19 protein-coding genes are annotated in these 15,474 nt (G+C 68.1%); 10 read left to right on the forward strand and 9 right to left on the reverse strand.

Translation table 11 applies throughout. From position 1 onward, the window contains the following. Positions 1 to 595: 595 nt before the first annotated feature. The gene (locus SK803_RS39025) at positions 596 to 1,072 is read right to left on the reverse strand and encodes a GNAT family N-acetyltransferase (protein WP_319971235.1); all 477 of its coding nucleotides are present in this window, start codon (positions 1,070 to 1,072) and stop codon (positions 596 to 598) included. Positions 1,073 to 1,217: 145 nt separating this feature from the next. Between SK803_RS39025 and SK803_RS39030 the strand changes: the two genes are divergently transcribed. Further along, a complete protein-coding gene (locus tag SK803_RS39030) occupies positions 1,218 to 2,324 on the forward strand; it encodes an MFS transporter (RefSeq protein WP_319971236.1) in 1,107 nt (368 codons plus the stop codon). Here the strand turns inward: SK803_RS39030 and SK803_RS39035 are convergent. Together SK803_RS39035 and SK803_RS39040 are read right to left on the reverse strand one after the other, a co-directional pair. Further along, positions 2,293 to 3,138, reverse strand: a complete 846-nt coding sequence (locus tag SK803_RS39035) for a ParB N-terminal domain-containing protein (protein WP_319971237.1) — start codon at positions 3,136 to 3,138, stop codon at positions 2,293 to 2,295. The genes SK803_RS39030 and SK803_RS39035 overlap by 32 nt on opposite strands. Then, a complete protein-coding gene (locus SK803_RS39040; RefSeq protein ID WP_319971238.1) occupies positions 3,128 to 3,799 on the reverse strand; it encodes a metallophosphoesterase family protein in 672 nt (223 codons plus the stop codon). The genes SK803_RS39035 and SK803_RS39040 overlap by 11 nt, the downstream gene beginning before the upstream one ends. 64 nt (positions 3,800 to 3,863) lie before the next feature. On the opposite strand from SK803_RS39040, the gene SK803_RS39045 reads away from it, so the two are divergent. Continuing rightward, complete coding sequence (locus tag SK803_RS39045; RefSeq protein ID WP_319971239.1) at positions 3,864 to 4,943, forward strand: DUF2332 domain-containing protein; 1,080 nt, start codon at positions 3,864 to 3,866, stop codon at positions 4,941 to 4,943. Here SK803_RS39045 and SK803_RS39050 read toward each other — a convergent pair. Continuing rightward, a complete protein-coding gene (locus SK803_RS39050; protein ID WP_319971240.1) occupies positions 4,927 to 5,304 on the reverse strand; it encodes a hypothetical protein in 378 nt (125 codons plus the stop codon). The genes SK803_RS39045 and SK803_RS39050 overlap by 17 nt on opposite strands. 138 nt (positions 5,305 to 5,442) lie before the next feature. Further along, on the reverse strand, positions 5,443 to 6,513 hold the full coding sequence (gene corA, locus SK803_RS39055) for a magnesium/cobalt transporter CorA (RefSeq protein WP_319971241.1): 1,071 nt from the start codon (positions 6,511 to 6,513) through the stop codon (positions 5,443 to 5,445). A gap of 288 nt (positions 6,514 to 6,801) precedes the next feature. Here corA and SK803_RS39060 point away from each other — a divergent pair, with 288 nt between their 5' ends. Beyond that, positions 6,802 to 7,305, forward strand: coding sequence for a MaoC family dehydratase (locus SK803_RS39060; RefSeq protein ID WP_086663075.1), 504 nt, complete (start codon positions 6,802 to 6,804; stop codon positions 7,303 to 7,305). Between the two features lies 1 nt (position 7,306). After that, positions 7,307 to 8,302: a DUF2332 domain-containing protein gene (locus SK803_RS39065; protein ID WP_319971242.1), complete on the forward strand. Its 996-nt coding sequence runs from the start codon at positions 7,307 to 7,309 to the stop codon at positions 8,300 to 8,302. A 28-nt stretch (positions 8,303 to 8,330) separates the two neighbouring features. Here the strand turns inward: SK803_RS39065 and SK803_RS39070 are convergent, their stop codons facing one another. Beyond that, a complete protein-coding gene (locus SK803_RS39070; RefSeq protein ID WP_406601649.1) occupies positions 8,331 to 8,750 on the reverse strand; it encodes an NUDIX hydrolase in 420 nt (139 codons plus the stop codon). 75 nt (positions 8,751 to 8,825) lie between these two features. Here SK803_RS39070 and SK803_RS39075 point away from each other — a divergent pair, with 75 nt between their 5' ends. Next, positions 8,826 to 9,044, forward strand: a complete 219-nt coding sequence (locus SK803_RS39075; protein ID WP_086663077.1) for a hypothetical protein — start codon at positions 8,826 to 8,828, stop codon at positions 9,042 to 9,044. Between the two features lie 64 nt (positions 9,045 to 9,108). Continuing rightward, positions 9,109 to 9,669 carry a PH domain-containing protein gene (locus tag SK803_RS39080; protein WP_319971244.1) on the forward strand — a complete coding sequence of 187 codons (561 nt, stop codon included), beginning with the start codon at positions 9,109 to 9,111 and terminating at the stop codon, positions 9,667 to 9,669. A 13-nt stretch (positions 9,670 to 9,682) separates the two neighbouring features. Here SK803_RS39080 and SK803_RS39085 read toward each other — a convergent pair whose 3' ends face one another. Then, complete coding sequence (locus tag SK803_RS39085; protein ID WP_319971245.1) at positions 9,683 to 10,918, reverse strand: RNA-guided endonuclease InsQ/TnpB family protein; 1,236 nt, start codon at positions 10,916 to 10,918, stop codon at positions 9,683 to 9,685. Positions 10,919 to 11,183: 265 nt separating this feature from the next. Between SK803_RS39085 and SK803_RS39090 the strand changes: the two genes are divergently transcribed. Together SK803_RS39090 and SK803_RS39095 are read left to right on the forward strand one after the other, a co-directional pair. Beyond that, complete coding sequence (locus SK803_RS39090) at positions 11,184 to 12,041, forward strand: PHP domain-containing protein (RefSeq protein ID WP_319971246.1); 858 nt, start codon at positions 11,184 to 11,186, stop codon at positions 12,039 to 12,041. A 38-nt stretch (positions 12,042 to 12,079) separates the two neighbouring features. Beyond that, entirely contained in the window at positions 12,080 to 12,694 is a 615-nt protein-coding gene (locus SK803_RS39095; RefSeq protein WP_319971247.1) for a MarC family protein, read from the forward strand. Here SK803_RS39095 and SK803_RS39100 read toward each other — a convergent pair whose 3' ends face one another. Beyond that, entirely contained in the window at positions 12,695 to 12,997 is a 303-nt protein-coding gene (locus SK803_RS39100) for an ArsC/Spx/MgsR family protein (protein WP_319971248.1), read from the reverse strand. Positions 12,998 to 13,039: 42 nt separating this feature from the next. Between SK803_RS39100 and SK803_RS39105 the strand changes: the two genes are divergently transcribed. After that, positions 13,040 to 13,879 (forward strand): RecB family exonuclease, encoded by an 840-nt coding sequence (locus SK803_RS39105; protein ID WP_319971249.1) that lies wholly within the window; start codon positions 13,040 to 13,042, stop codon positions 13,877 to 13,879. Positions 13,880 to 14,431: 552 nt separating this feature from the next. Further along, positions 14,432 to 14,734, forward strand: a complete 303-nt coding sequence (locus SK803_RS39110; RefSeq protein ID WP_319971250.1) for a hypothetical protein — start codon at positions 14,432 to 14,434, stop codon at positions 14,732 to 14,734. Between the two features lie 3 nt (positions 14,735 to 14,737). On the opposite strand, the gene SK803_RS39115 is transcribed toward SK803_RS39110, so the two are convergent. Continuing rightward, positions 14,738 to 15,382: a response regulator transcription factor gene (locus SK803_RS39115; RefSeq protein WP_319971251.1), complete on the reverse strand. Its 645-nt coding sequence runs from the start codon at positions 15,380 to 15,382 to the stop codon at positions 14,738 to 14,740. Between the last annotated feature and the right edge of the window lie 92 nt (positions 15,383 to 15,474).

Genomic DNA, 15,474 nt, shown 5'->3' on the forward strand with positions numbered 1-15,474 from the left:
TCGGCTCGGCGTGCCATGGCCGCGGGTTCGGGTCGGTCGGTTGACGGTGCGCTGGTGGCCGTTGCTGTGCGGGGACAGCGGGAACGTGGTCGGTGTGGCGGTGGCTTGGTGAACGGCGGCTGGCTCGGCGTGCCATGGCCGCGGGTCCGGGTCGGTCGGCTGACGGTGTGCGCTGGTGGCCGTTGCCGTGCGGGGACAGCGGGAACGTGGTCGGCGTGGCGGCGGTTTGGTGAACGGCGGCCGGGTCGGCGTGCCATGGCCGCGGGTCCGGGTCGGTCGGCTGACGGTGTGCGCTGGTGGCCGTTGCCGTGCAGGGACAGCGGGAACGTGGTCGGCGTGGCGGCGGTGGCCTGGTGAACGGCGGCCGGCTCGACGTGCCACGGCCGCGACTTCGGCTCGGCCGACTGGCCTCGGCTGAGTGAGCGTGGCGGCGCCTGGTGGGTTGCCGGCGGCGGACGGTCGGATGCGCCGGCGGTGGCGGGGCTGTGGGGGCTAAGCGCGATGGGCGGGCGGCGCGGGTGGGCGGCGCTCGGCCAACGGTGGCTGGGCCGATGTGCCCAGCCGCGAGTCCGCGAGTCTGCGAGTCCGGGCCCGATCAGCCGGTGGTGCGCCGGTAGCTGATCAGCTCGTCGGGTCCGTCGTACCGGCTGAAGCCCGCCTTCTCCAGCATCCTGGCGCAGGCCGGGTTGGACTGCTCCACGTTGGCGTGCACGGTGTTCACGTCGTCCAGCGTCAGCGCGAACGAGGTCAGCGCCGCGGCCGCCTCCGAGGCGTAGCCGCGGCCCTGACGTGACGGCACCACGCCGTAGCCGATCTCCACCTGACCGTCGGAAGGGGGCCAGAACAGGCCCAGGGAACCCACGACCTCCTCGGTGGCCCGCTCGATGATCAGGCGGTGCCCGAACGGCGAGAGCCAGTCCGGGTTCGAGGCGATCAGGTCGGTGATCACCGTGTCGCCCTCGGCGGGGAAGTCGGAGGCCCACGACGGCCTGCGCTCGGCTTCGACCACGGCCTTGATGTCGGAGGTGTCCCAGGGACGCAGGATCAGGCGTTCGGAAACAAGATCAGTCACCGGCGCACGCCAACGACGGACGAGGTCCTCCGGCGAGCGGGTTTTCGAGACGTGCGGCGTGCGATCACGAGTTCACCGAAGCGGGTCTGGCGGGCACGCCGAGCCACTAGCTTGGGCGCTCGGCGATCATTTGGGGGAATGAGCGATGAGGGGTCGGGTCGCGCTCGGCGCGTACTTCTTCCTGCACGGCGGGGTCGGCACCAGCTGGTTGTTCGCGATGAGCATGTTCACCAGCCGGTTCGCCAGCCCGAACAGCCTCGGTGAGGGGATCGCGGTCGGGCTGGTGGTGCTGCTCGGCGTCGCCCTGGCGCCGCTCGGCATGCCGCTGGGTGCCTGGCTGGCAGGGCGGTGGGGTGCGCGGGCCGTCGCGGTCACGTCGGCGATCGCGGCCGGCCTCGTGCTCGGCGGGGCGGCGTTCGTGGGCAGCCTCGGGGTTCTCGCGCTGGCGATGGTGGGACTCGCGCTGGCGAACGGTGCGTTGTTCATCGCCATGAACCTGCTCGCGGCCGGCCTGGAGCGGGACACCGGACGGCTGGTGCTCCCGTGGTGTCACGGGTTGCTGGCCCTGGGTGGGCTCGTGGGCAGCCTGCTGACCGCGCAGCTGATCAGCGCGCACGTGCCGCAGGTCGACCGGCTGGTGTGGACGGCTGTGATCAGCCTCGTGGCGGCTGCGGGGCTGGCCGTGTTGCTGCCGGACGTGCAACTGGAGGACACGAGGCCGCGGATGCCGCACAACTTCCTGTTGCTCGCGGGGGTGGCGCTCGTGGCAGGTGTGGCGGCGGACGTTCTGCGCGCCAGTCTGTCGTGGCGGTTCGAGGGTGCTGTCAGCTTGAACGGTTCGCACGCTCTCGGGTTCGGGATGGCCGTCGGAGGGCTCCTCGGCGGGCTGGTCGCGGCGCGCGCCGGGGTGCGGAACCTGCTCAACGCCGGTGCCGGGCTCACCGCGCTCGGGCTGGTCTGGTTCCTCCTGGAGGGCGGGCAGGAGGTGTCGCCGGCCGGGTTCGTGATCACCGGGCTGGGGCTGTCGTGCCAGTTCCCGGTGGCGCTGAGCCTCGCGGCGTCCTGGGGGAGCACCCGGCACGCCGTCACCGCGGTGGCCGCGATCGGCTACCTCGGGACGCTGGCGGGGACGCAGCTGTTCTGGCTGGTAGGAGGCCTGGGACACGCGGTGGTGTACCTGCTGGTGGTACCGGTGCTCGTGGTCGGGCTCGGCATGACGCTCAGCCGCGGTTCTGCTCCCGCACCGCGTTGATCACCTCGGCGTCCCAGCGGTGCGTGCGGATGAGCCGGTAGCGCTCGGCCGCCACCCACATGTAGGCCTCGGTCTCGGTCCGGTCGCCGATCATGTCGGCCTGCCGCAGCATCGCCACGACGGGTTTGTACTCGTCGGCGTACCAGCGCCGGGCTACCTCCGCGCGGTCGAGGAACTGGCCGGTGTCCTGCATCAGGCGGAAGCCCCAGGCCTCGACGTGCTCGCCCAGTTCGGCGTAGTCCCACGGGTCGGACAGGACGACGGCGGCGCGGGCCTCGCCGCCGAGCGGGACGCGGTCCAGGAACAGGCGGCGGTAGTCCTTCACGATCAGGTCGCCGCGGTACCGGATGCCGGACGAGTTCACGCGCGTGATCACCTGGGTCACGTAGGCGTCGATCACGGACAGGCCCAGGGCGTGCGCGACGGAGACGCGGTGGTGGCCGTCGATGATGAAGTGCAGCTCACCGATCCGGTACACCTCGATCGGCGGGACGCTCTCGCCTCGGCGGGCGGCCAGGGCCAGGCGTTGCCAGCGCTCGCGGACGCGGCCGGAGGTGGGGCGGAAGCGGCGGTCGAAGTCGCGGGTGCGGTCGACGCTGCCCACGATCGAGTCCAGGCGGATCGACTGCAGGCCCAGGCGCTTCTCGGACACCATGCCGAGGGCGTCCACCACCTCGTGGAACGGCAGCATGATGTTCACGTCGTCGGGCTCGCGGCGCAGCCAGGCGGCCAAGCGCGACATCACCTGCTGACGGCGGGCTCGCAGGAAGTCGTTCTCGGCGTCCGCCACGGGGAAACCGGTGTCACGTCTCATCGCGCGCTCCCGATATGTCCAGCACCTTATACGGCACCACGTTGACCACACGAGTCGCGCCCAAAGCACGATCCGGGCGTGGATGCCCGTGCGGGTGGATGTGCCCGTGCAGCATGAACCTGGGTTGTAGCCGTGAGGTCAAGCCGCGCAAACACTCGAAACCCCGGTGTGGCGCGTCAGGTTCGTCGCCGCAGTCCAACGGCGGTGAGTGGGTCAGCAGCACGTCCACGCCCCGTCCGTCCCGCAGCCTGCGCCACCCGGCCAGCCGGGACACCCGGCGGGCGCGGCGGGCCTGCTGCCGTTCCGTCCACTGGTTCGGGCCCTTGTTGTAGCGGATCGAACCACCGAGACCGGCGATGCGCAGGCCGGCGACGTCGACCACGCGTTCGTCGGCGTTCACCGCACCGGCTGGACCTGGCCAGCGGACCGGAACGCCCGCCTTGGTCCACAGGCCGCGCACGTTCGAGTAGCCAGAAAGATCGACGTCGTGGTTGCCGGGGACGAACACCAGCGGCTTGTCCAGCGCGTTGGCCAGGAACTCCAGGTAGTCGAAGGGGAGATCGCCCGCGGCCACGATCAGGTCGACGCCGGAGTGCTGATACACCTGATCGGTCCACAGCTGTTCGGCCACTTCGTCCGCCACCGCCAGAATCCTGGGCATTCCAGCAGCGTAATCAACCTTTCTCCAGGTGACGCGGGACAGCGCTGCCACTAGCGTCAACACCGTGCTTGCCGAGCTGTTCGCCGCGGCCGCCGACGGATGCCGCGACCGCAGTCCGCTGACCCAGCGACTCCTCAACGACGCCGCCGCAGACCTGACCCGGGGCGGTGTCACGACCAAGATCATGGCGGGCTCCGAACGGGAGCGGGAGGGCACCGTGCCCGGCCTGCGGTTCGCGGGCGCCGTCCACCGGCTCGTGCTCGAAGGCCGCGCGCCGGGCCTCTCGAAGCACTACCCGTCCGTCGGCGGCCAGCCGGACCTGCCGAGGCTCTGGGAGGACGCGCTGCCCTCCCTGAACGAGCACGCGGACCTGCTGAGACAACGCGTTCAAGCCACGATCGTGCAGACCAACGAACCCGCCCGCAGCGCGCCTCTCTACGGCGGCCTGATGGTCGCCGCGCAGGAGGCCGCCAAGGCCGCCGGCCGGCACGTGCCGTTCTGCGTGCGGCTGCTGGAGGTCGGCGCGAGCGGCGGGCTCAACCTGCGCCCGCACCACGTCGGCTACCGGCTGGACGACACCGTGCTCGGCGACCCGGACAGCCTCCTGGTGCTCGACCCGGAGTGGACCGGCAGGCCGCCGGCGGATCTGAGCCACCGGTTGCGGGTCGTCGGCAGGGCGGGCTGCGACCTCAAGCCGGTCGACGTGTCCACAGAGGACGGACGGCTGCACCTGAGCTCCTTCGTCTGGGCGGACCAGCTCACGAGGTGGAACCGGCTGAGGGACGCGCTGGACCTCGCCGCGACGGATCCGGTGAAGGTGGAGCAGTCGGCGGGTCCCGAGTGGCTCGCGAAACAGCTCGCCCGCGCCGAACGCGACGTGCTGACCGTCGTGTGGCATTCCGTGGTGTGGCAGTACGTTTCACCCGCCGACCGGGCGATGGGCCGGGCCGTGCTGGCCGACGCGGCCGCGAAGGCGACGCCCACGACACCGTTGGCACTGCTGGTGTTCGAGCCGCGCCGGGTGGACGACGACTACCGGTTCGAGCTGCTGCTCAAGCTCTGGCCGGCCGGAGTCTCGCTGAACCTGGGTTACGGCGAAGGTCACGGGACGCCGTTCACCTGGAACGTCACCCCGTGGGAATGACCACCGCGTTCACGACGTAGCGCCCGTCCTGCTCCTCGACGGGCAGCCGGAAAACGCCACTCGTGCCAAAGCGGGTGTACTCCACGACGACCGCGCCGTCGCGGTAGCCACCGCGGTCCACCTGGGCTCCGGCGAGATGCTCGACGGTCGACTTCGCGACGTCCTCGCCGCCGACCGCGAGCAACGGCTGCAGCTGGTGGAAGTCGTGTGCCCGCAACGCGTTCGTCACCTCGGAGGCCAGCTCGTCAGGTGACGCGGCGCCCGGTGACGGCCAGATCGCGATGGAGATGAACACCATCGCGAGCCAGCCGATCGGGAAGACCAGCAGCCAGAACCTGAGGTTCGTCAGCCGCTTGTACACGTCAGGGCGTTCCGCTGATCAGCACGAACACGGTGGTGATCCAGCAGAGCAGGAACGCGAGGATCCAGAAGCGGATGTTGGTGAGGATTCTGGTCATGACAGGGCCTCTCGACAACGAACAAGCGAGCGAAACCAGGACTAGAGCCAGCGATTTCGGCGCAATATTCGGTAAAGCGTGAGGCAGGCGATCAGGACCAGGCTCATGATCAGCGGGTAGCCGAACTTCCACTTCAGCTCTGGCATGTAGTCGAAGTTCATGCCGTACACACCGACGACCATGGTGGGCACGGAGATGATCGCGACCCACGAGGTGATCTTGCGCATGTCGGTGTTCTGCTGCAGCGTGATCTTCGCGAGCGTCGCGTCGACCAGCGTGGTCAGCAGCTCGTCGAACGCGGTCACGCGCTCGGACACCTCGGTGAGGTGGTCGTCGACGTCGCGGAAGAACGCGCGCACCTGCTCGGGGATGAGCGGCGTGTAGCCCTCCGCCAAGCGGCGCAACGGGTTCGCGAGCGGCATCACCGCGCGGCGCAGCTCCACCACCTCGCGCTTGAACATGTAGATCTGCTCCGCGCTCACCTCGCTGCGCGGCGCGAAGACCCGTTCCTCCATGCGGTCGATGTCGTCCTCGATGTGGTCGGTGACCTCGAGGTAGTTGTCCACCACCTGGTCGGCGATCGCGTGCATCACCGCGGCGGGACCGATCTCGAGCCGCTCCGGGTCCTCCTCGAGGACGTGGCGCAGCTTGGACAGCCCGGAGTGGTTGCCGTGCCGCACGGTGATGACGAAGTCCTTGCCCAGGAACACCATGATCTCGCCGGACTCGACGATCTCGTTGGCGGTGTCGGGAGACTCGTTGGTCACGTAGCGGACTGTCTTGAACACCATGAAGAGCGTGTTGTCGTACCGCTCGAGCTTCGGGCGCTGGTGCGCGTGGACCGCGTCCTCAACCGCCAGCTCGTGCAGTCCGAACGTCTCGGCGATGCCCTCGATCTGCTCGGCGTCGGGCTCGTGCAGCCCGATCCAGACGAAACCGTCCTTGCGCTTGCTGACCTCTTTGACGGCGTCGGTGTGCGTCCAGCGACCGGGCAAGCGCTTGCCGTCGACGTAGACCGCGCAGTCGACCACGTAGTGCGACAACGGCACGGTGATGTGCGGCGTCGGACGCTGCTGAGCGCCACGGCCGCGGATCGAGGGCAGGCTGGGCATGTCGGGTTCCTCCAGGTACACACGCCGGCATGGCAGAGCAAAAGCGCGACGGGCGTCCTGACCAGGTGGAACTCGAACGTTCTAGATGGATCTAGAAAGCCACCTCGGTGAGGACGCGCTTGGTACTGGCAGGGTGGGGGTCCTTGCTCATTTAGGGGTCCTCACCTCCTCGGGGCGAAGTCACTGGTGGTGGAAATCCTCACACACCGGTTGCCGAGGGTACTCCCTCTCTGTTCAGACTGTCTCCCCACCTGAGGCAGATCTCGATCACACGTAGTTGGAGGCAGGGTGCAGTTCGGTCGGTACTACGAGGAGTTCGAGGTCGGAGCGATCTACAAGCACTGGCCGGGCAAGACGGTCACGGAGTACGACGACCACCTGTTCTGCCTGCTCACGATGAATCACCACCCGCTCCACATGGACGTGAACTACGCGGAGAACACGACGGACTTCGGCAAGAACGTCGTCGTCGGCAACTACATCTACTCGTTGCTGCTGGGCATGTCCGTGCCCGACGTCTCCGGCAAGGCGATCGCCAACCTGGAGATCGAGTCACTGCGGCACGTGAAGCCGACGTTCCACGGTGACACGATCTACGGTGAGACCGAGGTGCTCGACAAGACGCCGTCCAAGTCGAAGGACGACAGGGGCGTCGTTTACGTCGAGACCCGCGGTTACAAGCAGGACGGCACGGTCGTGTGCATCTTCAGGCGCAAGGTCATGGTGCCGAAGCAGTCCTACGGCGAGGCCCGCGGTGGCGAGCAGCCGGGGCGCCCTGAACCCAAGGAGTGAAGTGACTTCTCTGGATCTGGCACAGCAGCGTCTGAGGGCGTTCGCGGAGGAGGCATCAGCGATCTCGCCCCTCTACGAACACCTGGCGTCGCGTGCTGCGGAGGATCCGGAGGTCGCCGACCTGCTGACCGCCGCCGGTGAGGACAACGCCTCCGGCGAACTCCTCCTGGCGGCGGCGCATCGGCTCGTGCAGGCGGAGCCGTTCCACCAGCTGTCGAACTACTACCCGTCGCTCGGCGGGACCTACGGCGCGGACGAGAGCACCTGGCCGCTCTTCCGGGACTTCCTGCTGGAGCGCGGAGAGCGGGTCCGCAAGCTGGTCAGCTCACAGGTGATCCAGACCAACGAGGTGCGGCGCGCCGCCCTGCTCTACCCGGCGGTGGCCGCGGCGGCGAAGCAGGCGGGCGGGCCGATCGGGCTCGTGGAGGCCGCGACGACGGCGGGCCTGCTGCTCGGCCTCGACCAGTACTCGTACCGGTACCAGACCCAGGAGGCCGGGCAGCTCGTCGCCGGGCCCGCGAAGGCCGCGCTGGGGCTGCACTGCGCGCTGGAGCTCGCGCCGGGCGCGGTGCTGCCGAAGCTGTCCAAGACGGTCAAGGTGGCCGCGAAGGCCGGCATCGGGGTGGCACCCGCCGACCTGGCGGACGAGGACGCCTACGCCTGGCTGGAGGCCTGTGTGTGGGCCGACCAACCGGAACGGCTGCGTCTGTTCGGTGTGGCCTGCGGCGTCCTGCGCAAGAACCCGCCACGCCTGGTCGCCGGCGATCCGGTCGCGGACCTCGCCAAGGCGGTCGAGCCGATCGACGCACCGCTCGTCGTCATCACGAGCGGGTCCGGCCTCGACCTCGTACCCGCTTTGTCGGCTTTGGGAAGAGACGTCTGGTGGGCGGCACACGAGGGCGGTGAGCTGCGGCTCATCCGTGTGCGTGACGCGGATGTCGAGACGACCACTCTGGCGACCACCGAGGCCCACGGGCAACGTCTCGTTTGGCGTTGAGCCTCTTCCCCGATCGCGTGAACCCTGATCAGGCCCTGGGCAGCCAGTTCCATTCGGAAAGCGCTTCCAGGAGCCCGTCGGTGGTCGGAAGTGTGGCCAACGTCGCACTGTCGACCCAAGCGACATCCGATGCGTCGTCGCCCGCTCGGAGCACACCCGACGTGACCTGGCATTCGTAGTCGAAGATCAAAAAAACCCCGTTCGGGGCCGGTCGCTCGACGCTGCCGACGAGGCGGCCGACGGTGACGGAGAGTCCCGTCTCCTCCGCGACTTCCCTAGTCACGGCAGCCTCGTCAGTCTCTTTTGGCTCCACGCGCCCGCCTGGTATCGACCACAGGCCCTCACCAGGCGGATTGGCTCGTCGCACGAGCAGTAGTCGCCCGTTCGAGTCATGTACGAGGGCTCCGACACAACGGATGGTGCGCTCACTGCTGCCCGTCACGAACACGTAGCGTAGTCACCCCGGAACGGCGGTGCAGTCCACTACCCCGGCTGCGGTACAAATCTCCCAAGGTGCTGAATCGTGCTGTACAACGGTCACGAACGGCGCCAAACGGGTGCGGACGCGGACGGGGTGGACACCGTGAACCTGAAGAAGATCCTCACTTTCGCCGGGATCGCCTTGCTGCTGTTCTTCCTCATCGCGGAGCCGCAGCAGGCCGCCCAACTCGTCACCAACATCCTCAACTCGCTGCGAACTGCGGCTGAGGCCCTGATCACCTTCGTGCGACAATTGTTCTAGTTCACCCGGCATTCCGGGCGGGCAGGACAGGGCACTGGCTGGTACCAGGAAGGGCTGGTAGCGCATGTTCGCACCACGTGATCCGGACGACTACCTGTTGTCGAGCGAGCGTCGGGTCATCCGGGTGCGCAGGCACTGGTCCTACCTGATCTGGGACGTCCTGGAGGCGGCGGCACTGCTGGCCGGCTTCATGATGATCTCGTACCTGCTCCCCGCCAACGCGGGCGTGATCCAGAACGTGCTGTGGTACGGAGCGCTGCTCGTGCTGCTGCGTTTGTCCTACTTCATCATCGAGTGGTGGGTCGAACGCATCGTCGTGACCGACAAGCGGTTCATGCTGACATCGGGCGTCTTCGAGACCAAGGTCGCGATGATGCCCATCAGCAAGGTCACCGACCTCACCTACGAGCGCACCGTGGGCGGACGCATGTTCGGCTACGGCACGCTCATCGTGGAGTCGGCCGGTCAGATCCAGGCGCTGAACCGCCTGGAGTTCCTGCCGGACCCCGAAGAGGTGTACGACGCCATTTCGGAGCTGACCTTCGGCGACAAGAAGGCGCAGGCCGAGCGGTTCTCGATGATCAAGGCACAACGGGCGGCGCGCGGAAAGAAGATGGTCCCCTGACATCCTCTCCGCCCTAGAGGACGGCGATTCTCTCCACGCCGCACGTGGACCGCGCGGCGTCTGAGTGGGTTACCGCTTCGCGGCGCGGTGCCAGCACGGATGCGGGTCTTACCTGCGCTCCACGGTCGTTTGAGTTGTCCGCCTGCCCGGCGGCCAACACGTTCTTGGCGGCGTTGATGTCTCGGTCGTGAGCGCTGCCGCACGAGCACGTCCACGACCGCACGGACAGCGGCTTCGGCCCGTCGATCCGCCCACAGTGCGAGCAAGTCTGCGAGGTCGGCAGCCACCGACCGATTCGGGCGAAGGCACGCCCGTAGCGGGCCGCCTTGTACTCCAGCATGTCGGTGAAACTAGACCAGCCGGCGTCGTGGACGGACTTGGCGAGCCTGGTGCGGCCCAGCCCGACCACGCACAGGTCCTCGACGTAGACCGCTTGGTTGTCGCGGATGATCGCCGTGGACAGCTTGTGCTGCCAGTCCCGCCGCGTATCGGCCACCTTTGCGTGCGCGCGGGCGACCTTCACGACGGCCTTCTTGCGGTTGTTCGAGCCCTTGACCTTGCGGCTCAGCGACTTCTGCAACCGCCGCAGCCTGCGCGTCGCCTGGCGCAGGAACCTCGGCGCGGCCACTTTCGTGCCGTCGGACAGCACCGCGAAATGCGTCAGGCCCAGGTCGATACCGACCTCGGACTCGGCCGTCGGCAGTGTCTCGTCCTGCTTCGTCGCGACGACGAACGAGGCGTGGTATCGGCCTGCCGCGTCCTTCACGATGGTCACCGAAGACGGTTCGGCGGGCAGGTCACGGGACCAGCGCACGTCCAGGTCGCCGATCTTCGGCAGCTGCAGCTTCCCGCTGTCGAGGACCGTGAACCGGGCGTTGCGGGTGAACCGGATCGTCTGCCGGTTGTCCTTGCGGGACCGGAATCGGGGCGGGGCGACCTTGCGGCCCTTGCGCGCATCTGTGACCGAGGCGAAGAAGTTGCGGTAGGCGGTGTTCAGGTCCGCCAGCGCCTGTTGCAGCACCACCGCCGACACCTCGCCCAGCCACGCCCGTTCCGGCGTCTTCTTGGCCTGGGTGACGATCTTCTTGGACAGCTCGTTGTCCGATACGTACGGCAGGCCGGCGTCGCGGGCGTCCTGGCGTGCGCGCAAGCCATCGTTGAAAACCACCCGCGCACACCCGAACGCCCGTGCCAACGCGTACTGCTGGGCAGGCGTCGGATAGACGCGGAAGTTGTAACGGAGCTGCACAAAACCATCGTATTCGGCTGATTCCGTGGCTGATCTCGCCCGCCACTACTGGCCGACACAACGCCTGTGGCCCTGACTCCCACTTCGCCGGTTCGGTCGGCGGCGCTCCGATCTCCATGCTGCGCCAGTACATCGAGCAGCAAACCGCCTGGTCTGGGCGCGCTCGGCCATGACCGGTCTCCGGCGGGCCTTCGCCACCGGGTTGGAGCCCAGCGCACCAACCCGGTAGCGGGGTTCGTTTGCGACGTCGTCCACACTGGACGACGTGGTCATCGATCTGCACACCCATTCGACCGAGTCCGACGGCACCGACAGCCCTGCCGAACTGGTGAGGGCCGCGGGTCTAGCCGGACTCGACGCGGTGGCGATCACGGACCACGACACCGCTGCCGGATGGGCTGCCGCCGCCGCGGCGTTGCCTCCTGGCCTGCGTCTCGTGCGCGGGGCCGAGCTCTCCTGCGCGTGCCCTGACGGCCGTGGGCGCACGATCACCGTTCATCTGCTGGCCTACCTGTACGACCCGACGCACGCCGCGTTGATGGCCGAGCAGTCGAGGCTGCGCGAGGAGCGGCGGCACCGGCTGCAGAAGATGGCCGAGATGATGAAGGCCGACGGGTTCCCGATCGACCCCGCCGACCTGATGTCGCGGCTGCCGTTCGACGCGCCGGCCGGTCGTCCGCACCTCGCGCAGGCACTGATCCGCGCCGGGGTGGTCACCTCCGTCGACGAGGCGTTCGCGACCTACCTGACCGGTGGGCGCTACTACGTGGGTCGGACGGACACACCGGTCGAGCGCGCGATCGAGATGATCGCCGAGGCCGGTGGCGTGACCATGCTGGCACACCCGTTCGCTCGCTCGCGCGGTCCGATCGTGACCGCTGACGTCGTGCGTTCGCTGGCAGCCGCCGGTCTGGGCGGGGTCGAGGTGGACCATCCCGACCACGACGCCGACACCCGTGCCTCGCTGCGGTCGCTGGCCGCCGAGCTGGACCTGCTCGTCACCGGGTCGAGTGACTACCACGGCACCAACAAGACGGTGCGGCTCGGCGCGGAGACGACGGCGCCGGAGATGCTGGATGCTCTGGCCGAGCGGGCGACAGGCGGCAAGATCCTCGTCGGGTAGGTCAGGTAGCTCGGGCAAGGCCGGATTAGGCGGTTGTGATGTTCAACGTGCGGCTGTTCGTCGAGGCCACGATCACGCTGCTGGTGATCATGGATCCGCCCGGCACCGTGCCCGTGTTCCTGGGGCTGGTCGGCCGCAAGTCGCGGGAGGCTCGCAAGCGGGCCGCGCGGCAGGGCGTGCTGGTGTCGTTCCTGGTGATCACGCTGTTCGCGGTGGCCGGGAACTCGATCCTCGCCTACATGCACATCGGCATCCCCGCGCTGCAGGGCGCGGGCGGGCTGTTGCTGTTGCTGATCGCGCTGGACCTGCTGACCGGCAAGGGCGCGACCAACCACCCCGAGGTCGAGGACGTCAACATCGCGCTGGTGCCGTTGGGGACGCCGTTGCTGGCCGGGCCGGGTGCGATCGCCGCGACGATCGTGTTCGTGCGGCAGGCGGACGGGGCCTGGGGCTCCTACTTCGCGCTGGCCGCGGCGATCGTGGCCGTGCACCTGATCCTGCTGGGGACGCTGCGGTCCGCCGGCCTGCTGATCAAGGTGTTCAAGGAGAGCGGGATCCTGCTGATGGCCAAGATCGCCGGTCTGCTGCTGGCCGCGATCGCCGTGCAGCTGGTCGCGTCTTCGGTGCAGGGGTTCATCTCGTCCGGGGTCTAGCTAGCGCTCGATGTGCGCTGTGGTGCCGTCGATGATGATCGGGCGCTCGATCAGGCTCGGGTTGGCGACCATGTGCGCGATCCACTTGGCGCGGTCGTGTTCGAGGTTCGTGGGGTAGGCGGGTTCCTTCTGGCGGGCGATCTCCCACGGCTCCTTGTTCAGGAGCTTGAGGACGTGGTCCAGCTCTTCTGCCGTGGGGACGTCGTCCAGGTAGCGGCGTTCGGTGTACGGGGTACCCGCGTCTTCCAGGCGTTGCTTGGCGGCTCGGCTCTTGGAACAGCGGGGGTTGTGCCAGATCTCCATGCCCGTCATTTTCTGTCAGTGGTGCTGAGTAACTTGGGGCGGGTGGAACAACTCGGCTTCGACTTCGGCACCGCGGCACCGCGTCGGCTCGTGCGCGTCACGCCCGCGAAGCTCAACACGTGGACGGACTGCCCTCGTCGGTTCCGGATGACGTACCTGGACCGGCCGTCGCCGCCCCGGGGTGGGGCTTGGGCGCACAACACGCTGGGGGCTGTTGTGCACAACGCGTTGAAGGCGTTGTTCGATCTGCCCGCTGATCGGCGGACGCCTGAGCAGGCGGTGGCGCTGGTGAACCGGCAGTGGAAGTCCGAGGGGTTTCGGGACGTCGACCAGGCTGCCGTGTATCGGGAGCGGGCTGGGCGATGGGTGCACGACTACGTGTCGTCGCTGGACGTCGCGTTCGAGCCGCTGGGGGTGGAGCGGTGGGTTTCCTCGCCTACTGAGCGGATTGTTGCCGAGGGGCGAGTGGACCGGATCGATTACCGGGACGGGGAGCTGGTGATCGTGGACTACAAGACTGGGCGGCATGTGCTGACTTCTGATGATGCTCGGGGGTCGCAGGCGTTGGCGTTGTACGCGTTGGCTGCTCGGCGGACGTTGCGGAAGCCTTGTCGGCGGGTGGAGTTGCATCATCTGCCGTCGGGGACTGTGGCTGAGTGGGAGCACACCGAGGAGTCGTTGGGGCGGCATGTTCGGCGGGCTGAGGAGGCTGCGGATGAGATTGATCTGGCCTCGGAGACGTTGAAGGCTGGTGGGGATCCGGAGGTGTTGTTTCCGGCGGTTACTGGGCGGCAGTGTCAGTGGTGTGATTTTCGGCGGAGCTGTGCTGAGGGGCAGGCTGCGGTTCCCGGGATTGAGCCTTGGTCGTTGTTGGCTCCGTAGGGGCGCTGGCTTTGCGGGTGGTCACCTTGCGGGCGGCGAGTTCGCCTTGCGTGCTTTCCCTGGGGGACTCCGTCCCCCAGACCCCCTGCCAATCTGATCTGGGGGTACCACGCCACGCGTGGGTTGATGGCACGTCTGTTGCTTTGGGCGGAGTGGCGTTGCGTGGGTGGTGCGGTCCGGGCGGGGCCCCGTCACAAGTCGGGCCAGAGCGCGCCACAACCAGGGAGGGATGTCAAACGGACGAAAAGCGTGTCCGTTTGACATCCCTCCCTGGTTGCAGCAAGGGCTGAGGCACGACTCGTGACGGGGACCCGCCCGGAGCGCCGTTTCAAGCGTTAAAGCGCCTCGGCTTCGCCGTCGGGTCGGCTCGCCTTCGGCTTCGCGTGGGATGGACGGCTCGCCTTCGGCTTCGCGTGGGATGGACGGCTCGCCTTCGGCTTCGCGTGGGATGGACGGCTCGCCTTCGGCTTCGCGTGGGGATGGACGGCTCGGCTTCGCCATCGCTGCTGACCCTCGCGTCGCGTGTGCGGCTGGACCCGTAGGGTGGCGGGGGTGGACGTGGAAGCAGCTAAGCGGCCGTCGCGGACCTTTGGAATCCTGCGCGCTGTGAGCGGGGTGCTCGCGGTGGGCTTGGTGTTGCTTGCCCTGGGGAACATCGGCGTTCAGTTCTACGCCAACTCGCGTGATTTGCCTGGGCCTGGCGTGTTGTCGGTTGTGGCGCACGTTGTGGCGGCTGTGTTGGTGGTTGGTGGGCAGATCGTGGCTGACCGGTATGCCGACTGGCGGGCTCCGGTGGCGTCGCTCGGGGTGCTTGTGGTTGCTGGGGCCACGTTGTGGACGTTTTGGTGGGCCTGAGGGTTAGGCCGTGGCTGCGTCGCTGTCGATCAGGCCGTGGCGCAGCGCTGCCATCAGGGCTTGGGCTCGGTTGGACGCGTTGAGCTTTTCGTAGAGGCGTGAGACGTACGTCTTGGCCGTTGAGGGTGAGACGTAGAGGGTTCTGGCTATTGCTGGGATGGACACGCCTTCGCGGAGCAGGGCCAGCACTTCGCGTTCTCTTGGGCTCAGGGCCAGGCGGGCGGTGGTGGCCTGGCGGCGGGCCATGGCCAGGGCCAGGCCTGTTGCTGTGAAGGACGAGGCCGCTACGGAGGCGTGGCGGATGGCGCAGAGGATTTCTTCCGCGGGGGCGGCTTTGCCCACGAAGGCTGAGGCGCCGGTTTCCAGGGCTCGGAAGAGCACGTCGTCTTCGCCGTGGGCGGTCAGGACGACTATGCCGAGGGTTGGGTAGCGGTCGCGGAGGTCGCGGGCCAGTTTCAGGCCGTTGGCGTCTGGGAGGCCCACGGCCACTGTCACCACGTTTGGTGCTGCCTGGGCGATGATGCCGGGGGCTTCGGCAGCTGTCTCCGCTTCCGCCACTACCTCCACGTCGGGGTTCGCGGCGGCGAGAGTCTTCAGGCCCAGGCGGGTGAGTGTGTGGCCGTCGACGATGACAACTCGGATCGCCATGAGCTGTCCCCTCTCATCTGCAGGTGCACACCCCTTGTCGTTCCGGATGTATCAGTTGGTTACACCGAAGGGACCAATAGAGCTTTTGGTCC

It is taken from the genome of Lentzea miocenica, from assembly GCF_033949945.1.
Taxonomy (GTDB): Bacteria; Actinomycetota; Actinomycetes; order Mycobacteriales; family Pseudonocardiaceae; genus Lentzea; species Lentzea miocenica.

Excerpts from the sequence above, each read along its gene's own strand:
- SK803_RS39030 (WP_319971236.1), top strand. The coding sequence starts at position 1,218 with ATGAGGGGTCGGGTCGCGCTCGGCGCGTACTTCTTCCTGCACGGCGGG.
- SK803_RS39035 (WP_319971237.1), bottom strand. The coding sequence starts at position 3,138 with ATGAGACGTGACACCGGTTTCCCCGTGGCGGACGCCGAGAACGACTTC.
- SK803_RS39040 (WP_319971238.1), bottom strand. The coding sequence starts at position 3,799 with ATGCCCAGGATTCTGGCGGTGGCGGACGAAGTGGCCGAACAGCTGTGG.
- corA (WP_319971241.1), bottom strand. The coding sequence starts at position 6,513 with ATGCCCAGCCTGCCCTCGATCCGCGGCCGTGGCGCTCAGCAGCGTCCG.
- SK803_RS39080 (WP_319971244.1), top strand. The coding sequence starts at position 9,109 with ATGTTCGCACCACGTGATCCGGACGACTACCTGTTGTCGAGCGAGCGT.
- SK803_RS39095 (WP_319971247.1), top strand. The coding sequence starts at position 12,080 with ATGTTCAACGTGCGGCTGTTCGTCGAGGCCACGATCACGCTGCTGGTG.
- SK803_RS39100 (WP_319971248.1), bottom strand. The coding sequence starts at position 12,997 with ATGGAGATCTGGCACAACCCCCGCTGTTCCAAGAGCCGAGCCGCCAAG.
- SK803_RS39115 (WP_319971251.1), bottom strand. The coding sequence starts at position 15,382 with ATGGCGATCCGAGTTGTCATCGTCGACGGCCACACACTCACCCGCCTG.